The sequence below is a fragment of the Actinoplanes sp. NPDC049548 genome, assembly GCF_040676695.1.
In the GTDB taxonomy this organism is placed as follows: Bacteria; Actinomycetota; Actinomycetes; order Mycobacteriales; family Micromonosporaceae; genus Actinoplanes.
Window position 1 is genome coordinate 218,236 of sequence record NZ_JBFAPM010000013.1, and the last position, 21,344, is coordinate 239,579.

The window sequence follows — 21,344 nt, forward strand, 5'->3', positions numbered from 1 at the left end:
CGTACTTCGGTGGGTCCGTGCAGCGCTTCTCCGGGGGTGCTGTTCAGTGACCTAACGTTGCTCGATCGAGAGAAGGCAGGGTCCTCATGGCCCGAGCGTTCCGTGTACAGGTGCCCTCCGGGAGCAGCTACTGGACAGTGCTGCGCGAGGACCTGCGCGCAGAACCCGTGGCAGACCGGTTCCTGCGCGAGCTGAGGTTCGGGCGGGATCGTGCTGAGTCGACCACGAAGGCGTACGCCGGCGGCGTGGCGTTGTTCCTGCGGTGGTGCGACCGTACTGGCCGGGACTGGCGGGCGGCGGCCGGGGACATGGGGTTGTTCATCACCTGGCTGAGGTACAGCCCTGTTGACGAAGGCACGGTGGTGCCGGGGCCCGGCGCGAAGCCGGCACGCAGCGAGCGACGGATCAACCTCGTGCTGGTGGCGGTGCGGGCGTTTCTCGCGTTCGCGGTGGCCGCCAAGGAAGTCGAGCCGTACGTGCTGGGGCAAATCTACGACCTGGCCGACTCCCGGGACCTGCCGGTCCAGGCGCAAACCGAGGACGGCGGGCTGTTCTACCGGATGCGGGCTCGGCACCGGCTCGGCGAACCCGAAACGGCGGTGAACCGGGCCAGCGACGAGGAGATCGTCGCGCTGCTCGGCGTCTGCCGGTCGGCGCGGGACCGGCTGATCGTGCTGCTGCTGTCTCGGGTGGGCCTGCGGCGCGGGGAGGCGGTCGGGCTTCGGCGCGGTGACCTGCATCTGCTGCCTGACAACCGGGCGAGCGGATGCGTGCTGGAGGGGCCGCACGTGCACGTGATCCGCCGGGTCAACGTCAACGGCGCGTGGGCGAAGTCGCGGCACTCGCGGGCGGTCCCGGTCGACTTCCTGGTGGTCCAGGCGATCGACCAGTACGTCGTGGAACGGCAGGGTTGCCCCGAGGCGGCGGGCGTCGACTTTTTGCTGGTGAACCTGTTCCGGGCGCCGCTGGGCGCGCCGGTGCCACCGGACGCGGTCAACGAGCTGTTCGATGCCCTCTGCCGTCGCGCGGGGCTGGAGCGCCGGGTGACGCCGCACATGTGCCGGCACGCGTTTGCCAGCAACCTCGCCGACGCGGGTGCGCTGCTCGACGAGATCCAGCGGCTGATGGGGCACGCCAGTCCGTTCTCGTCGCAGCCGTACCTGCATCCCGCCGCGGCGCGGCTGCGCGCGGCCGTCGACCGGGTGCCCTCACCCCGACAGGCCGTCTCGGGCGGTGCTGTCCGATGACGCTCGCCCGGCGCAGGCCGCCTATCCCGTCCGCCGATGTGCAGGACGACGTCAACGGGCTGTGGGCGATGATCGACGGCGAGGTGCTGACGTTGATCGGGTGGCACGACCAGCACCGGGTGCTGCATTTCCCGCAGGCTCATCCGCTGCTGGGCTGGAAGCCGTGCGCGGTACCGACCTGCGCGCAGGACACCTACTGCCGCAGCGGCGACCTTTGCCTGGCGTGCAGCCGGCGCCGTCGCAGGCTGGGTCTGCCGTTGGCCGAGTTCGTGGCGTTGCCCAAGCCGCTGCAACGGTCGGTGGCCGAACAGCGGTGCGTGGTGCCCGGCTGCCGACGGCCGTGGCGCACCTCCAACATCCAGCTGTGCGCCGCGCACCTGCTGCAGCGCCAGCAGAGCGGTCAGAGCCTGCCGGACTTCCTGGCTCGGACCGACCTCGTCGGTCATGAGTCGTTCGGGCCGTGCGAGGTGGCTGCCTGCGTTCGGGACCGGTACGGGCAGGTCCCGTACTGCCAGGCCCACCACCAGCGCCTGCGCAACGCCCAGCGCGCCGATCCTGACCTGGACGTGGCCCGCTGGCGGGTCACCGTGCCGGCGGTGCTGATGAAGGGCGAGGTGAGCCTGCGGGGTTTGCGGCCGCGGCTGGTGGCCGAGCTGATCTTCGGGGTGCAGCAGCGCATCCGCGCCGGTGCCCGGATCGCCGATACCGAGGTCCGCCCGCTGTGTGACGCTGCCCGGGCGGTGGACGCTGGCTCGCTGTCGCAGGTGCCGACCGGCCGGCTCACCAAGCGGGTGCGGGAGTTCGTGTCGTTCGTCGGCAAGGAGATCGGGCGCATCGGGGCCACCCCTGACGTCGAGCGGCACAAGGACGTCTGGGACCTGACGGTGTTCGGCCGGTCCGGAATCCTGCGATTCACCGGAATCAGCCAGCCCTGGCTGCGCGCGGCGACCAAGTTGTGGGCCGCCGACGATTTACCCACGCGGCGCGGCGTTGCGGTCGGCCAGGTGGTGGCGTTCCGGGTCAGAGCGGTCGCCGATCTCTCGGACAGCTTGCGGCTGCAGCGTGACGACCAGGGTCTCGACTTGGCTGCGCTGTCGCGGCAGGACATCACGGCATGGAGTAACCGTCAGGCATACCTGGTCAGCCAGGGCACGATCACGCACGGAACCCGCGCGCGTCGGACGGCGGCCGTGCGCGGCGTGCTCGACTCGATGCGCGCCCTGGGTCTCACCCGGGCCCGGCAGGTGCTGCACGGGCTCCCGGACGACTTCCGCCTGGTCGTGCAGGACATCCCTGACCTGCCCGACGACAGTGAGGCCGGCAGAGACCTTCCCGCCGAGGTGATGCAGCACCTGTGCCGGCACCTGCCGATGCTGGAGGACCTGTGCGGCCGGGAGGTCCGCGTCGCCATCGAGCTGCTCATCGACACCGGCCGGCGGCCCGAGGAGATCTGCCGGCTGAACCTGGACTGCCTGGACCGCGACGGCGACGGCCAGCCGGTGCTGATCTACGACAACCTCAAGATGAATCGGCTCCGCCGCCGGCTGCCCATCCCGGCTGCCACCGCGGCGCTCATCGTCGCGCAGCAGGACCGGGTACGTGCCGCCTTCCCCCACACCCCGGACGCGGAGCTGAAGCTGCTGCCCACATCCCAGCGCAATCCCGACGGACGCCACCCCATGCGCGGCGGAAACCTGTCCGGGCGGCACCGACGATGGATCAACCACCTGCCCGACATCGCCGTGCCCACCGCCGTGCAGATCGGCGGCACCACCACGACGAAGATGCTGCCCTTCGACAAGGAGAAGATCTCGCCGTACGCCTACCGGCACACCTACGCCCAACGCCACGCCGACGCCGGCGTCGACGTCACCGTCCTGCGCGAACTCATGAACCACCGGCTGCTGTCCACCACGCAGGGCTACTACCACGTCGGCGAGCAGCGCCGTCGCCAAGCGGTCGAACGGGTGACGGTCATGCAGTTCGACCGCCACGGCAACCGGGTCTGGCGCCGCGCCCAGGCGATGCTCGACTCCGAGTACGCCCGCAAGGCCGTCGGCGAGGTCGCCGTGCCCTACGGCGGCTGCTCCGAACCATCCAACGTCGCCGCCGCCGGCCAGGACTGCCCGGTCCGGTTCCGCTTTGCCGGATGCGGCCACTTCAGCACCGACATCTCCTACCTGCCCGACCTGGAGCGCTACCTCGCCGACCTGCTACGCCACCGCGAACGCCTGACGGCCACCCTCGACGTCGACGACTGGGCCCGCGACGAGGCCATGCCCTCCGACCAGGAAATCCAGCGGATCCTCCGCCTCATCACCCGCATGACCGCCGACCTGCAAGACCTCACCGACGAGGAACGCGTCCAGATCACCGACGCCGTCACGGTGGTGCGCCAGAGCAGGAAACGCCTCGTCGGTCTAGGCCTGCCGCGATCTCGTCAACCCATACCCGACGTCCGACCGGAGCGCATCGCATGACCGGCAACCCTCTGATCGACGGCCGCCGGGCTGACTCCGCTCGCCGCCGTCAGCGCGTCATTCAGGCCATCCACGCCGCCCGCAGCATCCATGCCGAGATCAGCGTCTCCGCGATCGCCCGCGCCGCCGGCGTCGACCGGACCTTCCTCTACCGGCACCGCGACCTTCTCGACCAAATCCACGGCGCCCAGGTCACCCCGGCCGCGGAACCCGGACCGGCAACGGTAGGCCGGGCCTCGCTCCAGGCTGACCTCGCCAACGCACACGGTCAGATCAACCGCCAGGCCGCCCACATCCGGAACCTGGAGCGCCGCCTTTCGCAACTGCTCGGCGACCAAGCCTGGCGCGAGGCCGGGGTGGGCGCACCCGCTGACATCAACCACCTGCAGCGACGCATCACCCAGCTCGAACAGCAGGTCATCGACCTGCAGGACACCCTCGATGCACGCGAACAGGAACTGGACGCCGCCCGCGCCGCCAACCGCGAGCTGATCACAAACCTGAACCGACGCCATGGCTAGCACCAACTCGACGCCGACGGCTACCCGGCCGCTGCGGCTACCCGGACGCGGCAAGCGTCCTCGGACGACCGGATAGGCCCCACGCCTTGTGTAGCTGGCCCAGCACCAAATATTGATCTTGGTGGCGGATGCTGAACATGAGTCATCGACAGGCCCTGGCCGGTGAACCCGCCCAACAGACCCGGCCCGCTGGTCAGCGTCGATCTTGTCTGCGGTTGGGCTAGACGGTTTGGCCGCCGTCGACGACGAGGGCGTGTCCGATGGTGAAGGCAGCGGTGGGTGAGCACAGCCACAGCACGGCGGAGGCGATCTCTTCGGGTCGGCCGAGGCGTCCGATGGGTTCCTGCGCGATCATCTGGGCGTAGCCGTCGTCGGTTCCGCCGCTGACGCGTTCGATCATCTTGGTGTCGATGATGCCGGGGCAGATCGCGTTGATGCGGACTCCTTGGGCGGCGTACTCGAGAGCGGCGGACTTGGTGAGGCCGATGACGGCGTGCTTGGTGGCAACGTAGGTGGCTTGCTGGGCGATGCCCATGACGCCGGCGCCGGAGGAGGTGTTGACGATCGCGCCGCCGCCGCCGGCGAGCATGAGCGGGATCTGGTGCTTGAGGCCGATGAAGACGCTGCGCACGTTGACCGTCATCAGCTTGTCGAAGTCGGCTTCGGTGGTGTCGGCGGTGTTGGTGTGGCTCTGTTCGATGCCGGCGTTGTTGAACGCCACGTCGAGCCGGCCGAAGGTGGCGACGACCTGGTCGAGGGCGGCCTTGACCGCGTCGCTGTCGGTGACGTCTAGGCCCATAGCGATGGCTGTGCCGCCGGCGCCCTGGATGTCGGCGGCGAGGGCCTCGGCGCCGGCCAGGTCGAGGTCGGCCAGAGCGACCGCCGCGCCGGCGGCGGCAAAAGCTCGCGCGGTGGCCTGGCCGATGCCGCCGGCGGCTCCGGTGATGAACGCGGTCTTGCCGGCGAATGTGTACTCAGAGGGACCATGGGCGGCGCTGGTCATGATGAGCGCCCTTTCAGTCGGTTGTGCCCGGATCTGCTGGCGGCCCTGCAGCACGGGGGTCGACCCTTGCTGTCGGCGTCTCTGACACGGAGAGGTGCCGCTGGCAGGGAGGCTTGCTGGATCGGTCGGTGCGTGCGGCAGCCGCTACGCGCTGGTGGGAGGGGCTGCGGCGTATTCGGCGTCGGTGACGGGCGCGAGCCAGTGGACGACGTCGTGCTGGTCGTCGGCTTCGTTGATGGCCAGGTGGACCATGAGCCGGTCGGGTGCGGCGCCGTGCCAGTGTTCCTCGTCGGCTTCGAACAGGACCCGGTCGCCCGGGCGGATGACCTCGATAGGCCCGCCGCGGCGCTGGCACAGGCCGACGCCTTCGGTGACGAAGACGGTCTGGCCGAGCGGGTGGCGGTGCCAGTGGGTGCGGGCGCCGGGCATGAAGTGGACCAGGTTCGCCCTCACCCGCGACGGCGGGGGCGCAGCGGCGACGGCGTCGATGTAGACGTCGCCGGTGAACCAGTCGGCGGGTCCCTTGGCGGTGGCGATGGAGCTGCGGGTGATCTGCATCAGGTTCCTTCGGGGTCGCGGACTGCTGCGGTAGTGGCGGTGGCCGCCCAGGAAGCGAGCAGGCGGAGGCGTTCCGCGGACGGTGAGCCGGGCTCGGCGGTGTAGACGAGCAGCACCAGGCCGGGTTCGGCGGTGATCGCGAGTTCCTCGTAGGCGAGGGTGAGTTCACCGACCACGGGATGGTGGAAGCGCTTGGTGCCGGTGCCGTGGGTACGCACGTCGTGGTCGGCCCAGAGCCGGCGGAAGTCCTCGCTGCGGGTGGAGAGCTCGCCGACGAGGTCCTGCAGAGCGCGGTCGTGCGGGTCGCGGCCCGCCTCGGCGCGCATGACGCCGACGCACATCGCGGCGAACAGGTTCCAGTCGGGGTAGAAGTCGCGCGAGGCCGGGTCGAGGAACTGGAACCGGGCCAGGTTCGGCAAGCGCCCGCCGTCGCCGATCACCGGTGCATAGAACGCCCGGCCGAGCGCGTTGGTGGCGAGCAGGTTCTGCCGGGGATCCCGCACGAACGCGACGCCGTCGGTGATCGCCTCCAACGCCCACCGCAGGCTCAGGCGCGCGGCGGCCTTGCCGGCGGGGCGGCGCCGCCCCCGCCCCGAGGTTGGGATGCCATCCGCCGCGCGGGCCAGGTCGTACAGATGCGCCCGTTCGGTCTCGTCGAGCTGCAACGCCCGGACGAGAGCTTCGAGGACACCGGACGACGCGCCGGCGATCTGGCCGCGTTCGAGCCGGGCGTAGTACTCCACGCTGAGCCCGGCGAGGGCGGCGACCTCGCTGCGCCGCAGCCCCGGGACGCGCCGGCTGCGCGTCGCCGGCAGCCCCACCTGCTCGGGCGTCAGCCGAGCCCGACGGGTGGTCAGGAAGTCGCGCACCTCGGATCGGTTGTCCACGACCCGAGCGTAGGCCGGGCGGTGCCGGCGAAGGGTGCCCTGTCAGTACACCCATTTGCAGGGACTTTCTCCCATCTGAGCGGGCACGTTGACTGGGTGCCGTGGCCCTGCAGGGCTGTCCGATCGAAGCGAACGGAGCACACCACCCATGCGTGGAGTTGTGATGTACAAGCCCGGGGACGTGCGGGTCGAGCAGCGCCCGGACCCGGTGATCGTCGAGCCAACCGACGCGATCATCCGCCTGGCCGCGACCTGTATCTGCGGCAGCGACCTGTGGCCGTACCGCGGCGCCGAGCCAGTCGACCATCAGGTGATGGGCCACGAGTACGTCGGCGTCGTCGAACAGATCGGATCTGAGGTGCGCACCGTCAAGCCGGGCGACTTCGTCGTTGGCTCCTTCTGGGCGTCCGACAACACCTGCGACATCTGCCAGGCCGGCTACCAGGCGTACTGCGTACACCGGGTCCTGATGGGCACCATCGGCACCCAGTCGGAGCTGGCTCGCATCCCGCTCGCGGATGGCACTCTGGTCGCAACCCCGGGGCAGCCCGACCCGGAGCTGATCCCGTCGCTGATGGCAGCCTCCGACGTGCTCGGCACCGGCTGGTTCGCGGCCGTCGCCGCCCAGGCCGGGCCGGGCAAGACCGTCGCGGTCGTCGGCGACGGCGCGGTCGGCCTGCTCGGCGTCCTGGCCGCCCGGCAGCTCGGCGCCGAGCGGATCATCGCATTCAGCCGCCACGCTGACCGGCAGGCCCTGGCGCGCGAGTTCGGCGCCACCGACATCGTCACCGAACGCGGCGACGCTGGCGTCGAGAAGGTTAAGGAGCTGACCGGCGGGCTGGGCGCGCACAGCGTCATCGAGGCCGTTGGCACCCAGGAAGCCATGATGCAGGCCATCGGCTCGGCCCGCCCCGGCGGCCACGTCGGCTTCGTCGGCGTGTCCCACGACGTCGCCATCCCCGGCGACCAGCTGTTCATGTCCGGCGTGCACATCCACGGCGGCCCCGCACCAGTCCGGCGATTCCTGCCCGAGCTGATCCAGCTCATCTGGGACCGCACCATCGACCCCGGCAAGGTCTTCGACCTCACCTTGCCCCTCGACAAGGCGGCCGAGGGCTACCAGGCGATGGACCAGCGCACCGCCACCAAGGTCCTGCTCACCCTCTGACCCGGCGCCAGCCCCGACACGGGAGATGCCATGCCCGCCACACGCGCAGCCATCCGCGCAACGCTGTCGGCGATCGTCGGCCTGACCGTTGCCGGCTGCGGCGGCAACGGTCAGCCCCGCGACACCGGCGAAGAACCATCTGCCACATCACCCAGCAGCGTCCGCCCGACCTCGGCGCCGCCGAGTGGTGCCACCGCGCCCCGGGGAGAACAGATGAAGATCCAGATCACCATCAACGACCAGCGATTCCACGCCACGATCTTCGACAGCGCCGCCGGCCGTGACCTGCTCGCCCAGCTGCCGCTGACCGTCGACATGGTCGACCACGGCGCGGTGGAGAAAACCGGCCCACTGCCCTCCCCCCTGTCGCTGGACGGCCAGCCGGACGGCGCGGATCCCGACGTCGGCGATGTCGGCTACTACGCACCCGGCAACGACCTCGTCTTCTACTACGGCGACCAGTCGTACTTCCCCGGCATCGTGCTCATCGGCCGCCTCGACGGCGACGCCGCCAGCCGCATCGCCGGCCTCGACGGCGCCGTCACCGCGACCGTCGAACCCCGCGCCGCCTGAGCCCGACACCGCCCGCCCTCCTCATCGGGAGAAGTCATGAACCCCACCTACGAGTTCACCGGCCAGGTAGCGCTGGTCACCGGCGCCGGCTCCGGCATGGGCCTGGCCACCGCCCAGGCGTTCGCCCAGGCCGGAGCCACGGTCGTCCTGGCCGACGTCAACGACGAACCCCTGCAGGCCGCCACCGCCCAACTGCAGGCGGACGGGCACGAAGCCCTCGGCATCCGCTGCGACGTGTCCGATGAGCAGCAGGTCGCCGCACTGATCGACCAGACCGTCGCCGCCTACGGCCGGCTCGACATGGCCTTCAATAACGCCGGCATCCAGGCCCCACCGTCCGACGTCGCCGACGAACCCGCCGACACCTTCGACCGCGTCAACGCCGTCAACCTGCGCGGCGTCTGGGCCTGCATGAAGCACGAGCTGCGGCAGATGCGTGAGCAGGGCAGCGGCGCCATCGTGAACTGCTCCTCCCTCGGCGGCCTCGTCGGCCTGCCCGGACGCGCCGCCTATCACGCGTCCAAGCACGGCGTGCTCGGGCTCACCAGCAGCGCGGCCCTGGAGTACGCGCCGCGTGGAATCCGGATCAACGCCATCTGCCCGGGAACCTTCGAGACGCCCATGGTCACCGCCATGATCGCCAACGGTGAGCTGGACACCGCCGAAGCGCTGGCCAACCAACCCATCGGCCGGTTCGGCCGCGCCGACGAAATCGCCTCCACCGTGCTCTGGCTGTGCAGCCCCGGCGCCACCTTCGTCGTCGGCGTCGCCCTCCCGGTAGACGGCGGATACACCGCCCAGTAGGGGTGCCGGTAGAAGGTGCGCGACCGAGTGCGAGCAATGTGGAGAGCGACACGGCCAGGTTGCCTCCTTGCACCACAACTGTGGTGATCGCTAGGGTGGCTGGCTGCATCGCCTGAACTGGGAGAACCCGCCTCCAGAGTAGCGAACCCCTCAGAGAACCTGCCTCTACGTGAACGGCAACGCCTACTGGTGGGAGGGGGCGGTGGCCCGGGTGGCGGCCGAGGGCCTCACCGTCGCGCCGGACGCCGGCTGACCCTGCATCAGCGCTTCGCCCACTCGGCGGCGAGCATCGCGAAGACGAGCTCGGTGCTCCACTCGCCCTTGAAGATCTCGTTCTCCACCAGGCGCGCCTCCTGACGCATGCCCAGCCGTCGCGCCACCGCGGCGGAGGCGTCGTTGCGCTCGTCGAGGCGCGCGACGATGCGGTGCAGGCCCAGGTCCTCGAAGCCGTGCCGCAGCAGAGCGGAAGCCGCCTCGGTAGCGTAGCCGTTCCCGGCGAAGTCCGGGTTGAGGACGTAGCCGACCTCGCCGCCGCCGTGGAACCGGCTGTGCCAGAACAGGATCGCGTCGCCGACCAGCTCACCCGTATCGGCCAGGACGGCTCCCAGCGTCAGGGACTGGCCCTCGTCCGTGAGAGCGGTCCGCGCCCACGGCCCGGCGAGCCGGTCGAGGATCACCTGCCGGTCCATCGGCTCGAACGGTACGTAGCGGCAGACGTCCGGCCGGCTGCGGTACGCGAGCAGCGCGTCGACGTCTCCCTCGTTCAGGGGACGCAGGAGAAGGCGCTCGGTCCGCAGGGGATACTCGGGGCTCCGGTTCAGCACGTGACCATGATGCCCGCCCGCGTTTCGGTGTTAGCTTGCTGGGGTGTCCGTGGACGAGCACGAGCGGCTGCTGGCCGAGTACGAGGCCGTACGCCGGGACGTCGCGCGCCGTGCCGTCGCCCGGGACCTGGCCAGCAAGCGCGCTCTCGCCGCCCAGCAGGCCGCCCATCGCGCCGAGCGTGCCGCCTGGGCGACGCTCACCGAGCTGCGCGAGGCGTACCGGAGCGGGTCCGGCGATCTTTCCCTGGTCGCGCGGGCCGACCAGGCGGAGGCCGGCTACGAACAGGCGAGGGAGATCGCCCTGACCGTCAGCCGGGCCGCGGAGGCCCTCGCCCGGCGCGCCCTCGACGACTCCCAGGCGGACAACAGGCGCCTGCTGGAGCTCGGCCTGCGGCTGCGGGCGGCCCGCCCGGCCGCGACGCCGGCCTGAGACGTCAGGGACCCACTTCGGTGCGGCGGCGGGGGTCGAACAGGCCGATCGGGTGGCGGGTCGCGCCCCTGGTCGCCAGGTCGGCGAGGATCTCGCCGACGACCGGGACGAACTTGAAGCCGTGGCCGGAGAAGCCGCACGCCACCGTGACCGCCGCGTGCGACGGGTGGGTGGCGATGACGAAGTGCTCGTCGGGGGTGTTGCTGTAGAGGCATGTCTTGGCGCGCAGGAACGTGCCCGGCAGGGTGGGCAGGTGCTGCCGGGCGCGGGCGGCCATCGTGGCGATCTCGTCGGGGTGCACGTCGCGGTCGACCGTCTCCGGGGTGGTCGGCACGCCCCGGCGGAAGAACGCGATCTTGGCGCCGCCCTCGGGGCCGTCCAGGGCCGGGAAGCCGTACACCTGGCTGCCGTGCCGGTCCTCCCAGATGTAGACCGGGAAGGTCTCCGGCAGGTAGGTGCCGACGCCGCCGTCCGGTTGGAACCAGTACTGCACCTGGCGCTCGATCACGAAGGGGACGCCGAGGTCGGCCAGCAGCCGGGGCGCCCAGGGCCCGGGTGCGATCACGAGGTGGCCCGCGGTGTACGTGCCCGCTTCGGTGTCCACCCGCACGCCGCCGTCCGCGGTGTCCTCCCAGCGGGTCATCGGCTCGTGGAAGTGCAGGTCCGCGCCGTGCCGGGCGGCCAGGTCGAGGTGGGCCTGGACGGTCTGCTCCGGGCGTACGAAACCGGCCTTGGCCTCGTAGAGGGCGACCTCGCCGTCCCGGGGCTCGAAGGCCGGGAAGCGCCGCCGCAGCTCCGCCGCGTCGAGCATCTCGTGGGCCAGGTCCCACTTCTGCGCGCTGGCCCGGCTGCCCGTCACGGTCCGGCTCGCCGGGTGCCCGGCCATGATGCCGCCGGTAAGGGTGATCACGTCCCGGCCGGAGTCGTGCGCCAGGCTCTCCCACAGCTCGTACGCCCGCAGCAGCAACGGCACGTACTCCGGGCTCTCGAAGTACGACTGCCGGATGATGCGGGAGCCGCCATGGCTGGCACCCCGGTCGTGCACCGGCCCGAACTTCTCGAGCCCGAGCACCCGCAGGCCCCGCGCGGCGAGGTGGTACGCGGCCGCGCTCCCCATGCCGCCCAGCCCCACCACGATCACGTCGTAGACCGCCACGTCGCCAGCTTCCGGGTGTCCAATGGTGATGGTCAATGCCTCGGGGGGACTTTTACGACTGCGCAACAAACTCCCCGGCGGGCCGGGCGGCCGCCGGGGTGTCGGGGAGGGTGAACCAGAACCGGCTGCCGCCGCCGTCGTTCGGCTCGACGCCGACCTCCCCGCCGTGCCGCTCGATGATGCGGTGGACGATGGCCAGGCCCAGGCCGGTGCCGGGGTATCCCTGGCTGCCGTCGGCGCGGGTGAAGGCGGTGAAGACGGTCTCGCGCTGCTCCGGCGGGATGCCGATGCCGTGGTCGGCCACCTCGACGCGCCAGCCGTCGCCGTGCGGCCGGCAGGTGATCTCCACGACCGGGTCGTCGCCGTAGCGGGTGTACTTCAGCGCGTTGCCGATCAGGTTGTCCAGGACCTGACGCAGCAGCACCGGGTCGCCCGCCACGGTCGGCAACGGCTCCACGGTCACCCGCGGCTGCTGCGCGCCGGGCCCGCTGGTCCGTTCCCGCACGATGTCGTCGACCAGCCGTCCCAGGTCCACCGGTACGCCGATCAGCTGCCGGTTGTCGGCCGTCGCGTAGTCGAGCAGGTCGTCGATGAGGCTCGCCATGCGCTGGGCGCCGCCGTAGAGCCGCTCCAGGAAGTCGCGCTGCACCGTGTCGAGCCGCGGCGCCGCCTCCTCGCGCAGGAAGTCCGCGTACCCGGTGATGCGGGCCAGCGGGCTGCGCAGGTCGTGCGCGACCACCCCGGCGAACCCGACCAGTTCGGCCTCGCGCCGGCGCAGCTGCTGCTCGACGGCCTCCCGGCGGACGATGTCCTCGCGCAGGGCCGCGGTCGCCTCGTCCACCCGGCGCAGTGCCCGGTTGCGGGACGTGACCACGGTGCCGGTGAGGGCGGCCAGCAGCGCGGTGATGACCAGGCCGACGCACCAGGCGACCCAGTCGAGGTGCAGCTCGGAGTCGGGCAGCAGCCGGACGGTGGGCGCGACCGTGAGCTGCCAGGCGCGCTGTGGCACGGTCACCATGACGTGCCGGGGGTTGGGTCCGTGGTCGATCCGCGCGTCCGGCTGCCAGCGCGCGACAGGGGTGAGCACGCCGCCGACATAGTCCGACAGAGTGACGGCGACCGTGTCGCGGGCGACCACGCTGATGGCGCGCCGCAGGAAGTCCTCGGCGCGCAGGGCCATGGTCAGCCAGCCCCGGAAGCGGCCGTTGTCCGCGGCGCTCGGTGAGGTGGCGTAGACGGGGGCGGCAAGCGTGAACGACAGCTGCTGCCGGTCGCCCGGCAGGTCCTGGTCCCGGACGAGCCGGTACGTGCGGCTGATCGCCACACGGTGGCCGGCGCGGGCGGTGCGCAGCGCGTCCACCGCCTCGGTGGCCGCGGTGACGTCGCGCCCGGCCAGCTGGTCCGAGGCGTCGACGGGCCGGTCGAGCACCACGAAGAAGTGCTCGCCCGGACTGTCGCCCTGGGGCTGCAGGCGCAGGTCGTGGCTGCCCAGGCCCCGCCACCTCCGCTGGACGGCCGGCACGTCGCCCAGCGGCGCGGCTACGAGGAAGGAGACGCCGGTGACGCCGGGCAGGCGTTCGCTGTCGACCGGCGCGGTGATCGCCGTGAACTCGGCGGCCTCCAGGCGGTTCTGGGCGCCGGCGGCCGCCGCGAGATCGGTCAGGGAGCTGCTGTAGCGGCGCATCTCCGCCGACACGGTCTGGGAGATCAGCAGGGTCTGCTGGCTGAGGGCCCGGGCCAGCCGGTCGTCGTCGGCGCGGCGCAGCGCGACGGCGGCGAGCGCCGTCCCGGCGATGCCGAGAGTCACGACCAGGACCAGGACCCGCGTCGACCACCGGCCGCGATGCCAAGGGCCAGACCGCCGGTTCACCGGCCCGAGGCTACCGGTACGGCCTCCGCTATGCGGACGATTCGCCCGATTCCGGGCTCTCGTAGGATGCCACCATGCTCGCGGTCCCGTGGCGTGACGTGGTGCTGGCCGTGCTGCCCTCGGCCGGCCTCGCCGCGGGAGCCTCACCGGCGGCGATCGCGGCCGCCCAGGAGCGGCTGGGTCAGGTTCTGCCCGAGGACCTGGGGGAGCTGCTGGCCGAGACCGACGGGGTCCGCGACGAGGACGGCGTGGACGTCGTCTGGCCGGTGCACCGCATCGTGCGCGACGACCTCGAGTCCGGCGGGCTGCTCTTCTTCGGTGGCAACGGGGAGGGGGACCGGTTCGCCTTCGACCCCGGCGACCCGGCGCGCGGTGTCGTGGTGCGCGACCACAAGACGGGCGAGCTCCGGACGGTGGCCGACGGCCTCGCCGACTACCTGATCCGGATCCTGGCCGCCGGAACCTGAACGCGTCCTGCGTCACGCCACCCTTGAGCTATTCCTATTTTAGCTATAGGAAATAGGAATGGCCTTCATCGCCCCACCCACGCCGTTGCGCCTCGCGGTCGCGCTCGACGGGCTGGGCTGGCACCCCGCAGCCTGGCGGACGTCACCGGCCGACGCCGCCGCCGTCTTCACCGCGGACCACTGGGCCGGCCTGGTCCGCGAGGCCGAGGCCGGCCTGCTGGACCTCGTCACCTTCGAGGACACCTTCGGGCCGCCCACCGACGCGCCCGGCGAGCTCAACGGGCGCCTGGACGCCGTGCTGGTCGCGTCCCGGGTGGCGCCCCTGACCCGGCACATCGGCCTGGTCCCGGTCGCGACGACGACATACACCGAGCCGTTCCACCTGTCCACCGCCCTGGCCACGCTCGACTACCTCAGCGGCGGCCGGGCCGGCTGGCAGGCGCGGGTCTCCCGCCGGCCCGGGGAGGCGGCGCTGCTCGGGCGCCGCCCGGCGCCGATCGGCGAGGAGGCCGTCCGGGACCTCTTCGACGAGGCGGCCGACGCGGTGGAGGTCGTCCGCCGGCTCTGGGACAGCTGGGCGGACGACGCCGTCATCCGCGACGTCGCCACCGGCCGGTTCATCGACCGCGACAAGCTGCACGCCATCGACTTCGCCGGCAGGTGGTTCTCGGTGAAGGGCCCCTCGATCGTGCCGCGACCGCCGCAGGGCCAGCCGGTCGTCGCCGCGCTCGCGCACGGGCCGCGGTCGTACGAGCTCGCCGGCCGCGGCGCCGACGTCGTCTTCGTCACCCCGTCCGACGAGGCAGAGGCGGCGGAGATCGCGGCCCGCTTCCGTGCCCCGGAGCCGGCCCTCAAGGTCTTCGCGGACCTCGTCGTCTTCCTCGACGACCACGGCGGCGACGCGCTCGCCCGGCGCAACCGCCTCGACGACCTGCACGGCTCGTCGTGGCACTCGGACGCGCTGATCTTCGCCGGCTCCCCGGAGCAGCTCGCCGACCTGCTCGTCGCCTGGCGGGCCGCGGGGATCGACGGGTTCCGGCTGCGCCCGGGCGCCCTGCCCTACGACCTCGAGGCGATCACCCGCCTGCTGGTCCCCGTCCTGCAGGACCGCGGCGTCTTCCGGACCCGGGAGCCCTCCGGCACCCTGCGCTCGCGCCTGGGCCTGCCACCCGCGGTCAACCGGTACGAGTCCCCCGAAGGAGCCCGCGTTGCCTAGGCAGGTCATCCTCGCCGCCCACTTCCCGGGCGTGAACAACACGACGGTGTGGAGCGACCCGGCCGCCGGCAGCCAGATCGAGTTCAGCTCCTTCGCCCACCTCGCCCGCACCGCCGAACGCGGCAAGTTCGACTTCTTCTTCCTCGCCGAGGGTCTGCGCCTGCGCGAGCAGCGCGGCCTGATCCACGATCTCGACGTGGTGGGCCGCCCGGACACGCTCACGGTGCTCGCGGGGCTCGCCGCGGTCACCACGCACCTGGGCCTTGCCGGCACGCTCAACGCCACCTTCCACGAGCCGTACGAGCTGGCCCGCCAGCTGGCCACCCTGGACCATCTGTCCGGCGGCCGGGCGGCGTGGAACGTCGTCACGTCCTCCGGACCGTTCTTCGGCGCGAACTTCCGCCGCGGCGGCTTCCTCGACCACGCCGACCGCTACACGCGGGCGGGCGAGTTCATCGACGTCGCCCGCGAGCTGTGGGACTCGTGGGCGCCGCTGCGGCCCGACCGGGACACGGGTGTCTTCGCCGACACCGGATCGTTCGCGCACGACGGGCCGCAGTTCACCGTCTCCGGGCGGTTCGGCGTACCGCGCAGCCCGCAGGGCCACCCGGTCGTGCTGCAGGCCGGCGACTCCGACGGGGGACGCGAGCTGGCCGCCGCGAAGGCCGACGCGGTCTTCTCCCGGCACCACGAGATCGAGGACGCCCGTGCGTTCTACCGCGACGTGAAGGCCCGGCTGCCACGCTACGGGCGGCACCCCGACAGCCTGAAGATCATCCCTGGCGTGTCCTTCGTGCTCGGCGACACCGAGGCCGAGGCCCGGGAGCGGGCTCATGACATCCGCCGCCAGCAGGTCAGCCCGCAGACCGCCATCCTCCTGCTCGAGCAGGTCTGGAACCGGGACCTGTCCGGCTACGACGCGGAGGGGCCGCTGCCGGACGTCGAGCCGGCCGGCGACGAGGAGAGCATCGCCGAGGGTCGCGCCGGGCAGTACGCCGACCGCTTCGCCACGGCCCGAAAGTGGCGGGCCCGCGCGGAGCAGAAGAACCTGAGCATCCGCGAGCTCATCATCGAGGTCACCGGGCGGCAGTCGTTCATCGGCACGCCCGCGCGGGTCGCGGCCGAGCTGAACGAGTACGTGCAGACGCAGGCGTGCGACGGCTTCATCCTCGTACCGCACCTGACCCCGGGCGGCCTGGACGAGTTCGTCGACACGGTCGTGCCGCTGCTGCAGGAGCGTGGCGTCCTCCGTACCGAGTACACGACCACCACCCTGCGCGAACACCTGGGGCTCTAGCCATGGCCGTACCGTTGTCCGTCCTGGACCTCGCACCGATCGTCGCCGGCGGCACCGCCGGGGACGCGCTGCGCCGCACGATCGACCTCGCGCGGCACGCCGAACAGTTCGGCTACCACCGCTACTGGGTCGCCGAGCATCACTTCACGCCGGGTGTCGCGAGCTCGCAGCCGGCGCTGCTGCTCGGGCAGATCGCGGCGGTGACCCACCGGATCCGGCTCGGCTCCGGCGCCGTGCAGACCGGCCACCAGACCCCGCTGTCCGTCCTGGAGCAGTTCGGCCTGCTCGACGCGCTGTACCCGGGGCGTGTCGACCTCGGCCTGGGCCGCTCGGGGCAGCGGCGCCGGGAGGCGGCCGCGGAGCTCGCCCGGCCGCCCGCCCCGGCGCCGGAGCGCGTCGTCGACGGCCTGCTCATCCCGAAGCCGTTCTCGTTCGCACCGATCCACGCCTCGGCCCGCGCCGCGCTCTTCGGCCGCCTGCTGCAGCAGCCGGGCGCGGAGTCGCCGGACCTAGCCGGCTGGCTCGACGAGCTTGAGGCGCTGCTGGCCGGGGCGATCACCGACGAGCACGGCAACGAGGCGCGCGCGGTGCCCGGCGAGGGCGCTGACCTGCAGCTGTGGGTCCTCGGCAGCAGCGGCGGCGAGAGCGCCCGCGTGGCCGGCGAGCGGGGCCTGCCGTTCGCCGCGAACTACCACGTCGCGCCGGCGAAGGTGCTGGAGGCCGTGGCGGCGTACCGGGCGGCGTTCCGGCCGTCGGCCGTGCTGGCCGCGCCCAAGGTGATGGTGTCGGCCGACGTGGTGGTCGCCGCCGACGACGCCACGGCCCGGGACCTCGCCTCGCCGTACGGGCTGTGGGTGCGCAGCGTGCGTACCGGAGCCGGCGCCATGCCGTACCCGTCGCCGCGGCAGGCGGCCGCCCACGAGTGGACGGACGCCGACCGCGACCTGGTGGCTGACCGGGTGGCGACGCAGTTCGCCGGGTCGCCGCGGACCGTGGCCGAGGGGCTGCGGACCCTGCAGCGGGCGACGGGGGCCGACGAACTGCTCGTCACCACGGTCACCTACGACCACGCCGACCGGGTGCGCTCGTACGAGCTACTCGCCGAACAGTGGCGCGGATAGCACGGCCAGCAGCCGGTCGACGTGCTCCTCACTCGTACCGATGCCGAGACTGGCCCGGATCGCCGCGCCCGGCGGCTCGGCCGACGGGTCCAGCCGTCCGGCCGCCTCGCGCAGCAGCCGGCGGGTGAGCGGATGGGCGCAGAACAGCCCGGTCCGGACCCCGATCGCATGGTCGCGCCCCAACTCGGTGCTCAGCTCGTCCGGGTCCCGGCCGAGCACGGCGAACGACACGATGCCGACCCGCGGCGCTGCCGCGTCGAACAGGCGCAGCTCCTCGACGTGCGGCAGGCGGGCGATCCCGGCGCGAAGGCGGGCGACCAGGTGCGCCTCGGCGGACAGGTCGGCGCCGGCCAGGACCCGGCAGGCGGTGGCCAGGGCCACCGCGCCGATCAGGTTCGGAGTGCCGGCCTCGTGCCGCGCCGGCCCGTCGTGCCACCGGACGGCGAAGTCGGCCGACACCCCCGCGGTCGCGCCACCCCCGGCGAGGTACGGCGGCGCCGCGTCGAGCCAGTCGGCCCGCCCGGCCAGCACCCCGGCGCCGAACGGGGCGTAGACCTTGTGACCGGAGAGGGCGACGTAGTCCGCGCCCAGGGCAGCCATGTCCACGGGCGCATGCGGCGCGAGCTGAGCGGCGTCGACGGCGATGCGGGCGCCGTGGCGGTGGGCGACCTCGGCGAGCTCCCGCACCGGCCACAGCTCCCCGGTCACGTTGCTGGCGGCGGTGACGGCCACCAGCACCGGCCCGGACACCTGTCGCAGGGCCTCGTCCAGGGTGGCGACCGCCTCGCCGGGCGACCGCGGCGTCCCGATGCGCACCGGGGTGCGCCACGGCAGCAGGTTGGCGTGATGCTCGACGTCGAACGTCACCACGGTCGTGCCGGGCGGCAGTACGTGAGCGAGCAGGTTGAGGGCGTCGGTCGTGTTGCGGGTGAAGACGACGGCGTCGCCGGGACCGCACCCCAGATGCTCGTACAGGGTCTCCCGGGCCTGCTCGTACTCGCGGGTGCTGCGCTGCGCCAACGCGCCGGCGCCGCGGTGCACGCTGCCGTACCAGGGCAGCAGATCGGCCACCGCCTCGGCGACGACGTCGAGGCACGGCGCGGTGGCCGCGACGTCGAGATTGGCGAAATCGGTGCTGCTGCCGTCGGGAAGTTTGACCTCTGCGGGGCTCAGGACGCTCACCATGCCCCGACGCTAAAGGCCGGTAGTCCTATCTGCAAGATAGGTTATTCGAAAGACCGCCCCAGGGGTACGCCGAGGCGGTCGAGCAGGCGGCGCCGCAGTGGCCCGAAGCCGGGCTGGTCCGGGTCGCGCGGGCGGTCCAGGTCCACGGTGACCTCGTCGGCGATGCGGCCGCCCTCCAGCACCAGCGCGCGGTCGGCCAGCAGCAGCGCCTCCTCGACGTCGTGGGTGACCAGGAGGGCGGCGAAGCCGTGGCGGTCGCGCAGGCGGCCGAAGAGGTCCTGCATGCGGAGCCGGGTGAGCGCGTCCAGCGCGCCGAACGGCTCGTCGAGCAGCAGCACCCGGGGCTCGCGGACCAGGGCCCGGGCGAACGCCACGCGCTGGGACTGGCCGCCCGAGAGCTCCGCGGGCCAGGCCCGGGCGCGGTCGGCCAAGCCGACTTCGGCGAGTGCCGTGGCGATGCGGCCGGGGGCGTCGCGCCCGGTGATGCCGAGGCCGACGTTGTCCGCGACGCGTTTCCACGGCATCAGGCGGTGTTCCTGGAAGACCACCGCGTGTTCGCGGGGCACCGTGACCGTGCCGGTGGCGTCGGGGTCGAGGCCCGCCAGGATGCGCAGCAGGGTGCTCTTGCCGGAGCCGCTGCCGCCGAGCAGGGCGACCACCTCGCCAGGGGCGATGGCGAGGTCGGCGCCGTCGAGCACCACGGTGGGCCCGAAGGCGCGCCGGACGCCGGTCGCGCGGACGACCGCCGTCACTTCGCCCGGAGTCCGCGCCGCCATTGCAGGGCCTTCCTCTCGCTTGCTCGCAGGAGCAGGTCGGACAGCAGGCCGAGGGCCGCGTACACGAAGAGGCCGACGACCACCACGTCGGTCTGGCTGAACTCGCGGGCCTCCATCATGAGGAAGCCGATGCCGTTCTGGGTGTTGGTCTGCTCGCCCACCACGAGGCTCAGCCAGGCCGCGCCGATCGCCAGGCGCAGGCCCAGGAACAGCGAAGGCAGGGCGCCGGGCAGGATGACGTGCCGCAGCCGCGCCCAGGTGCCGAGGCCACAGGTGCGGGCCGCCTCGACGAGCCGCTCGTCGATGTCGCGGATGCCCGCGTACACGTTGAAGTAGAGCGGGAAGAACGCGCCCAGAGCGACCAGCGTGATCTTCATGGACTCGCCGATGCCGACCCAGATGATCAGCAGGGGCACCAGGGCGAGGTGGGGCAGCATCCGGGCCATCTGGACGGGCGGGTCGATGGCGTCGTCGCCGAGGCGCAGCAGGCCTGCCGTCGCGCCGAGGACCAGGGCGGCGACGCCGCCGATGAGCAGGCCTGCGGCCGCGCGGGTGAGCGACTCGGCGAGGTGGGCGGCGAGGGTGCCGTCCGCCGTCAGCCGCCATCCGGTGCGCAGTACGGTGCTGGGCGCGGGCAGCTTGTCGGAGGGAAGGACGCCGCCGCGTGACAGGGCCTCCCAGAGGATGAGGATCGCGATCGGGCTGACCGCACGCTGCCAGCGCAGCCTGCGCCGCCGGGCCGGTCGGGCGGCGGTGGCCGTCGTGGTCGCGGCCGGGTTCGCCAGCGCGGTCATTGCAGCTCCGCGGCGAACCGTGGGTCGATGCGGGCCCGCATGTCGACGCTGCCCGGGATCAGCTGCAGCCGGGTGAAGCCATCGGCGATGGCCTGCAGCTCGTCCCCGATCGCCGGGGTCAGCGGTGCGAGCGGCTGGGCGCTGCGGGCGAGCGCCCGCGCGGTGGTCGGCTCGTCGATCTTCAGTTCGGGTGCCAGGATCGCCGCGCGTTCCTTCGGGTTGGCGATTCCCCAGGTCGTGGTCTTCTGGTACGCGTCCAGGAACGCCCTCAGCTTGTCCGCCTTCTTCTCCAGGGCCCCGGGCGCGACGAGGAGGTACTCGCGGTTGTTCGCCAGCCCCGTGGCGTCGGCCAGGACCTGCACGCCGGGCTGCTCGGCGAGCGCGAAGTAGGGGTCCCAGATGATCCACGCGTCGACCTGGTCGTTGTCGAACGCGGGACGGCCCTCGGCGGGTTTGAGGTACTTCACCGTGATGTCGGCGAGCGTCATCCGGTTGGCCTCGAGCAGCTTCACGAGCAGCCAGTTCACGTTGGAGCCCTTGTTGAGCGCCACCGTCCTGCCGCGGAGGTCGGCGAAGGTGCGGAAGCCGCGCGCCTTCTTCACCAGCACCGCCTCGCCCTTGGGCACCGGGGCGCTGGTGCCGGCGATGACGAACGGGATCTTCGCCGCGGCGGCGAAGATCGGTGGTGCCTCGCCGGTCTGCCCGAGGTCGATGGCGCCCGCCTTGAGGGCCTCGGTCAGCGCCGGGCCGCTCTCGAACAGCGACCAGGTCGCCTCCGGGTACGCCGCCCGGGCCTTGACCAGGCTCAGGCCGCCGAAGCGCTGGTAGCCGATGCGCAGTCCGGCACCGCTCGCGGCGGCCCCGCCGCCGTCGTCGCCGCAGCCGGCCAGCGCGGCGGAGGCGGCCACGGCCAGGCCTGCCAGGATCACCTGTCGTCGATGCATTCCTGCACTCTATCTAATCGATA

At 72.3% G+C, this 21,344-nt stretch carries 21 protein-coding genes; 11 read left to right on the forward strand and 10 right to left on the reverse strand.

Features of this window, described 5'->3' with window-relative positions:
* Positions 1-110 precede the first annotated feature (110 nt).
* The 3 genes from AB0J80_RS25275 to AB0J80_RS25285 are packed head-to-tail and all read left to right on the forward strand — an operon-like array spanning position 111 to position 4,248.
* Entirely contained in the window at positions 111-1,247 is a 1,137-nt protein-coding gene (locus tag AB0J80_RS25275) for a tyrosine-type recombinase/integrase (RefSeq protein WP_364709361.1), read from the forward strand.
* Complete coding sequence (locus AB0J80_RS25280; protein WP_364709364.1) at positions 1,244-3,727, forward strand: site-specific integrase; 2,484 nt, start codon at positions 1,244-1,246, stop codon at positions 3,725-3,727. The genes AB0J80_RS25275 and AB0J80_RS25280 overlap by 4 nt, the downstream gene beginning before the upstream one ends.
* The gene (locus AB0J80_RS25285) at positions 3,724-4,248 is read left to right on the forward strand and encodes a DUF6262 family protein (protein ID WP_364709366.1); all 525 of its coding nucleotides are present in this window, start codon (positions 3,724-3,726) and stop codon (positions 4,246-4,248) included. Before AB0J80_RS25280 ends, AB0J80_RS25285 begins: the two co-directional genes overlap by 4 nt.
* A gap of 220 nt (positions 4,249-4,468) precedes the next feature.
* Here AB0J80_RS25285 and AB0J80_RS25290 read toward each other — a convergent pair whose 3' ends face one another.
* From AB0J80_RS25290 to AB0J80_RS25300, 3 genes are all read right to left on the reverse strand, one after another.
* On the reverse strand, positions 4,469-5,251 hold the full coding sequence (locus tag AB0J80_RS25290) for a glucose 1-dehydrogenase (protein WP_364709369.1): 783 nt from the start codon (positions 5,249-5,251) through the stop codon (positions 4,469-4,471).
* Between the two features lie 144 nt (positions 5,252-5,395).
* The gene (locus tag AB0J80_RS25295) at positions 5,396-5,809 is read right to left on the reverse strand and encodes a cupin domain-containing protein (protein ID WP_364709372.1); all 414 of its coding nucleotides are present in this window, start codon (positions 5,807-5,809) and stop codon (positions 5,396-5,398) included.
* A complete protein-coding gene (locus tag AB0J80_RS25300; protein WP_364709373.1) occupies positions 5,809-6,696 on the reverse strand; it encodes a helix-turn-helix transcriptional regulator in 888 nt (295 codons plus the stop codon). The genes AB0J80_RS25295 and AB0J80_RS25300 overlap by 1 nt, the downstream gene beginning before the upstream one ends.
* Positions 6,697-6,859: 163 nt before the next feature.
* On the opposite strand from AB0J80_RS25300, the gene AB0J80_RS25305 reads away from it, so the two are divergent.
* Genes AB0J80_RS25305 through AB0J80_RS25315 form a run of 3 tightly spaced genes read left to right on the forward strand, consistent with a single transcriptional unit; the run spans position 6,860 to position 9,241 of the window.
* Positions 6,860-7,864 carry a zinc-dependent alcohol dehydrogenase family protein gene (locus tag AB0J80_RS25305; protein WP_364709376.1) on the forward strand — a complete coding sequence of 335 codons (1,005 nt, stop codon included), beginning with the start codon at positions 6,860-6,862 and terminating at the stop codon, positions 7,862-7,864.
* Between the two features lie 30 nt (positions 7,865-7,894).
* Complete coding sequence (locus AB0J80_RS25310; protein WP_364709378.1) at positions 7,895-8,437, forward strand: cyclophilin-like fold protein; 543 nt, start codon at positions 7,895-7,897, stop codon at positions 8,435-8,437.
* A gap of 36 nt (positions 8,438-8,473) precedes the next feature.
* Positions 8,474-9,241: a glucose 1-dehydrogenase gene (locus tag AB0J80_RS25315; protein WP_364709381.1), complete on the forward strand. Its 768-nt coding sequence runs from the start codon at positions 8,474-8,476 to the stop codon at positions 9,239-9,241.
* A 260-nt stretch (positions 9,242-9,501) separates the two neighbouring features.
* Here the strand turns inward: AB0J80_RS25315 and AB0J80_RS25320 are convergent, their stop codons facing one another.
* The gene (locus AB0J80_RS25320; protein ID WP_364709444.1) at positions 9,502-10,062 is read right to left on the reverse strand and encodes a GNAT family N-acetyltransferase; all 561 of its coding nucleotides are present in this window, start codon (positions 10,060-10,062) and stop codon (positions 9,502-9,504) included.
* Positions 10,063-10,108: 46 nt separating this feature from the next.
* On the opposite strand from AB0J80_RS25320, the gene AB0J80_RS25325 reads away from it, so the two are divergent.
* A complete protein-coding gene (locus tag AB0J80_RS25325) occupies positions 10,109-10,495 on the forward strand; it encodes a hypothetical protein (RefSeq protein WP_364709383.1) in 387 nt (128 codons plus the stop codon).
* A gap of 4 nt (positions 10,496-10,499) precedes the next feature.
* Here AB0J80_RS25325 and solA read toward each other — a convergent pair whose 3' ends face one another.
* Together solA and AB0J80_RS25335 are read right to left on the reverse strand one after the other, a co-directional pair.
* Positions 10,500-11,651 (reverse strand): N-methyl-L-tryptophan oxidase, encoded by a 1,152-nt coding sequence (gene solA / locus AB0J80_RS25330; RefSeq protein WP_364709386.1) that lies wholly within the window; start codon positions 11,649-11,651, stop codon positions 10,500-10,502.
* A gap of 52 nt (positions 11,652-11,703) precedes the next feature.
* Positions 11,704-13,521 (reverse strand): ATP-binding protein, encoded by a 1,818-nt coding sequence (locus tag AB0J80_RS25335; RefSeq protein ID WP_364709389.1) that lies wholly within the window; start codon positions 13,519-13,521, stop codon positions 11,704-11,706.
* 74 nt (positions 13,522-13,595) lie between these two features.
* On the opposite strand from AB0J80_RS25335, the gene AB0J80_RS25340 reads away from it, so the two are divergent.
* The 4 genes from AB0J80_RS25340 to AB0J80_RS25355 are packed head-to-tail and all read left to right on the forward strand — an operon-like array spanning position 13,596 to position 17,622.
* Positions 13,596-13,988 carry an SMI1/KNR4 family protein gene (locus AB0J80_RS25340; RefSeq protein WP_364709391.1) on the forward strand — a complete coding sequence of 131 codons (393 nt, stop codon included), beginning with the start codon at positions 13,596-13,598 and terminating at the stop codon, positions 13,986-13,988.
* Positions 13,989-14,046: 58 nt separating this feature from the next.
* On the forward strand, positions 14,047-15,204 hold the full coding sequence (locus AB0J80_RS25345; protein ID WP_364709394.1) for an LLM class flavin-dependent oxidoreductase: 1,158 nt from the start codon (positions 14,047-14,049) through the stop codon (positions 15,202-15,204).
* Entirely contained in the window at positions 15,197-16,501 is a 1,305-nt protein-coding gene (locus AB0J80_RS25350) for an NtaA/DmoA family FMN-dependent monooxygenase (RefSeq protein WP_364709395.1), read from the forward strand. Before AB0J80_RS25345 ends, AB0J80_RS25350 begins: the two co-directional genes overlap by 8 nt.
* A 2-nt stretch (positions 16,502-16,503) precedes the next feature.
* The gene (locus AB0J80_RS25355) at positions 16,504-17,622 is read left to right on the forward strand and encodes an LLM class flavin-dependent oxidoreductase (protein ID WP_364709396.1); all 1,119 of its coding nucleotides are present in this window, start codon (positions 16,504-16,506) and stop codon (positions 17,620-17,622) included.
* Here AB0J80_RS25355 and AB0J80_RS25360 read toward each other — a convergent pair.
* Genes AB0J80_RS25360 through AB0J80_RS25375 form a run of 4 tightly spaced genes read right to left on the reverse strand, consistent with a single transcriptional unit; the run spans position 17,596 to position 21,321 of the window.
* Positions 17,596-18,807, reverse strand: coding sequence for an aminotransferase class V-fold PLP-dependent enzyme (locus AB0J80_RS25360; RefSeq protein WP_364709399.1), 1,212 nt, complete (start codon positions 18,805-18,807; stop codon positions 17,596-17,598). The two genes, AB0J80_RS25355 and AB0J80_RS25360, sit on opposite strands and share 27 nt — an antisense overlap.
* Positions 18,808-18,848: 41 nt before the next feature.
* A complete protein-coding gene (locus AB0J80_RS25365; protein WP_364709401.1) occupies positions 18,849-19,583 on the reverse strand; it encodes an ABC transporter ATP-binding protein in 735 nt (244 codons plus the stop codon).
* Positions 19,556-20,377, reverse strand: a complete 822-nt coding sequence (locus tag AB0J80_RS25370; RefSeq protein WP_364709403.1) for an ABC transporter permease — start codon at positions 20,375-20,377, stop codon at positions 19,556-19,558. Before AB0J80_RS25370 ends, AB0J80_RS25365 begins: the two co-directional genes overlap by 28 nt.
* The gene (locus tag AB0J80_RS25375) at positions 20,374-21,321 is read right to left on the reverse strand and encodes an aliphatic sulfonate ABC transporter substrate-binding protein (RefSeq protein ID WP_364709404.1); all 948 of its coding nucleotides are present in this window, start codon (positions 21,319-21,321) and stop codon (positions 20,374-20,376) included. Before AB0J80_RS25375 ends, AB0J80_RS25370 begins: the two co-directional genes overlap by 4 nt.
* Positions 21,322-21,344 lie beyond the last annotated feature (23 nt).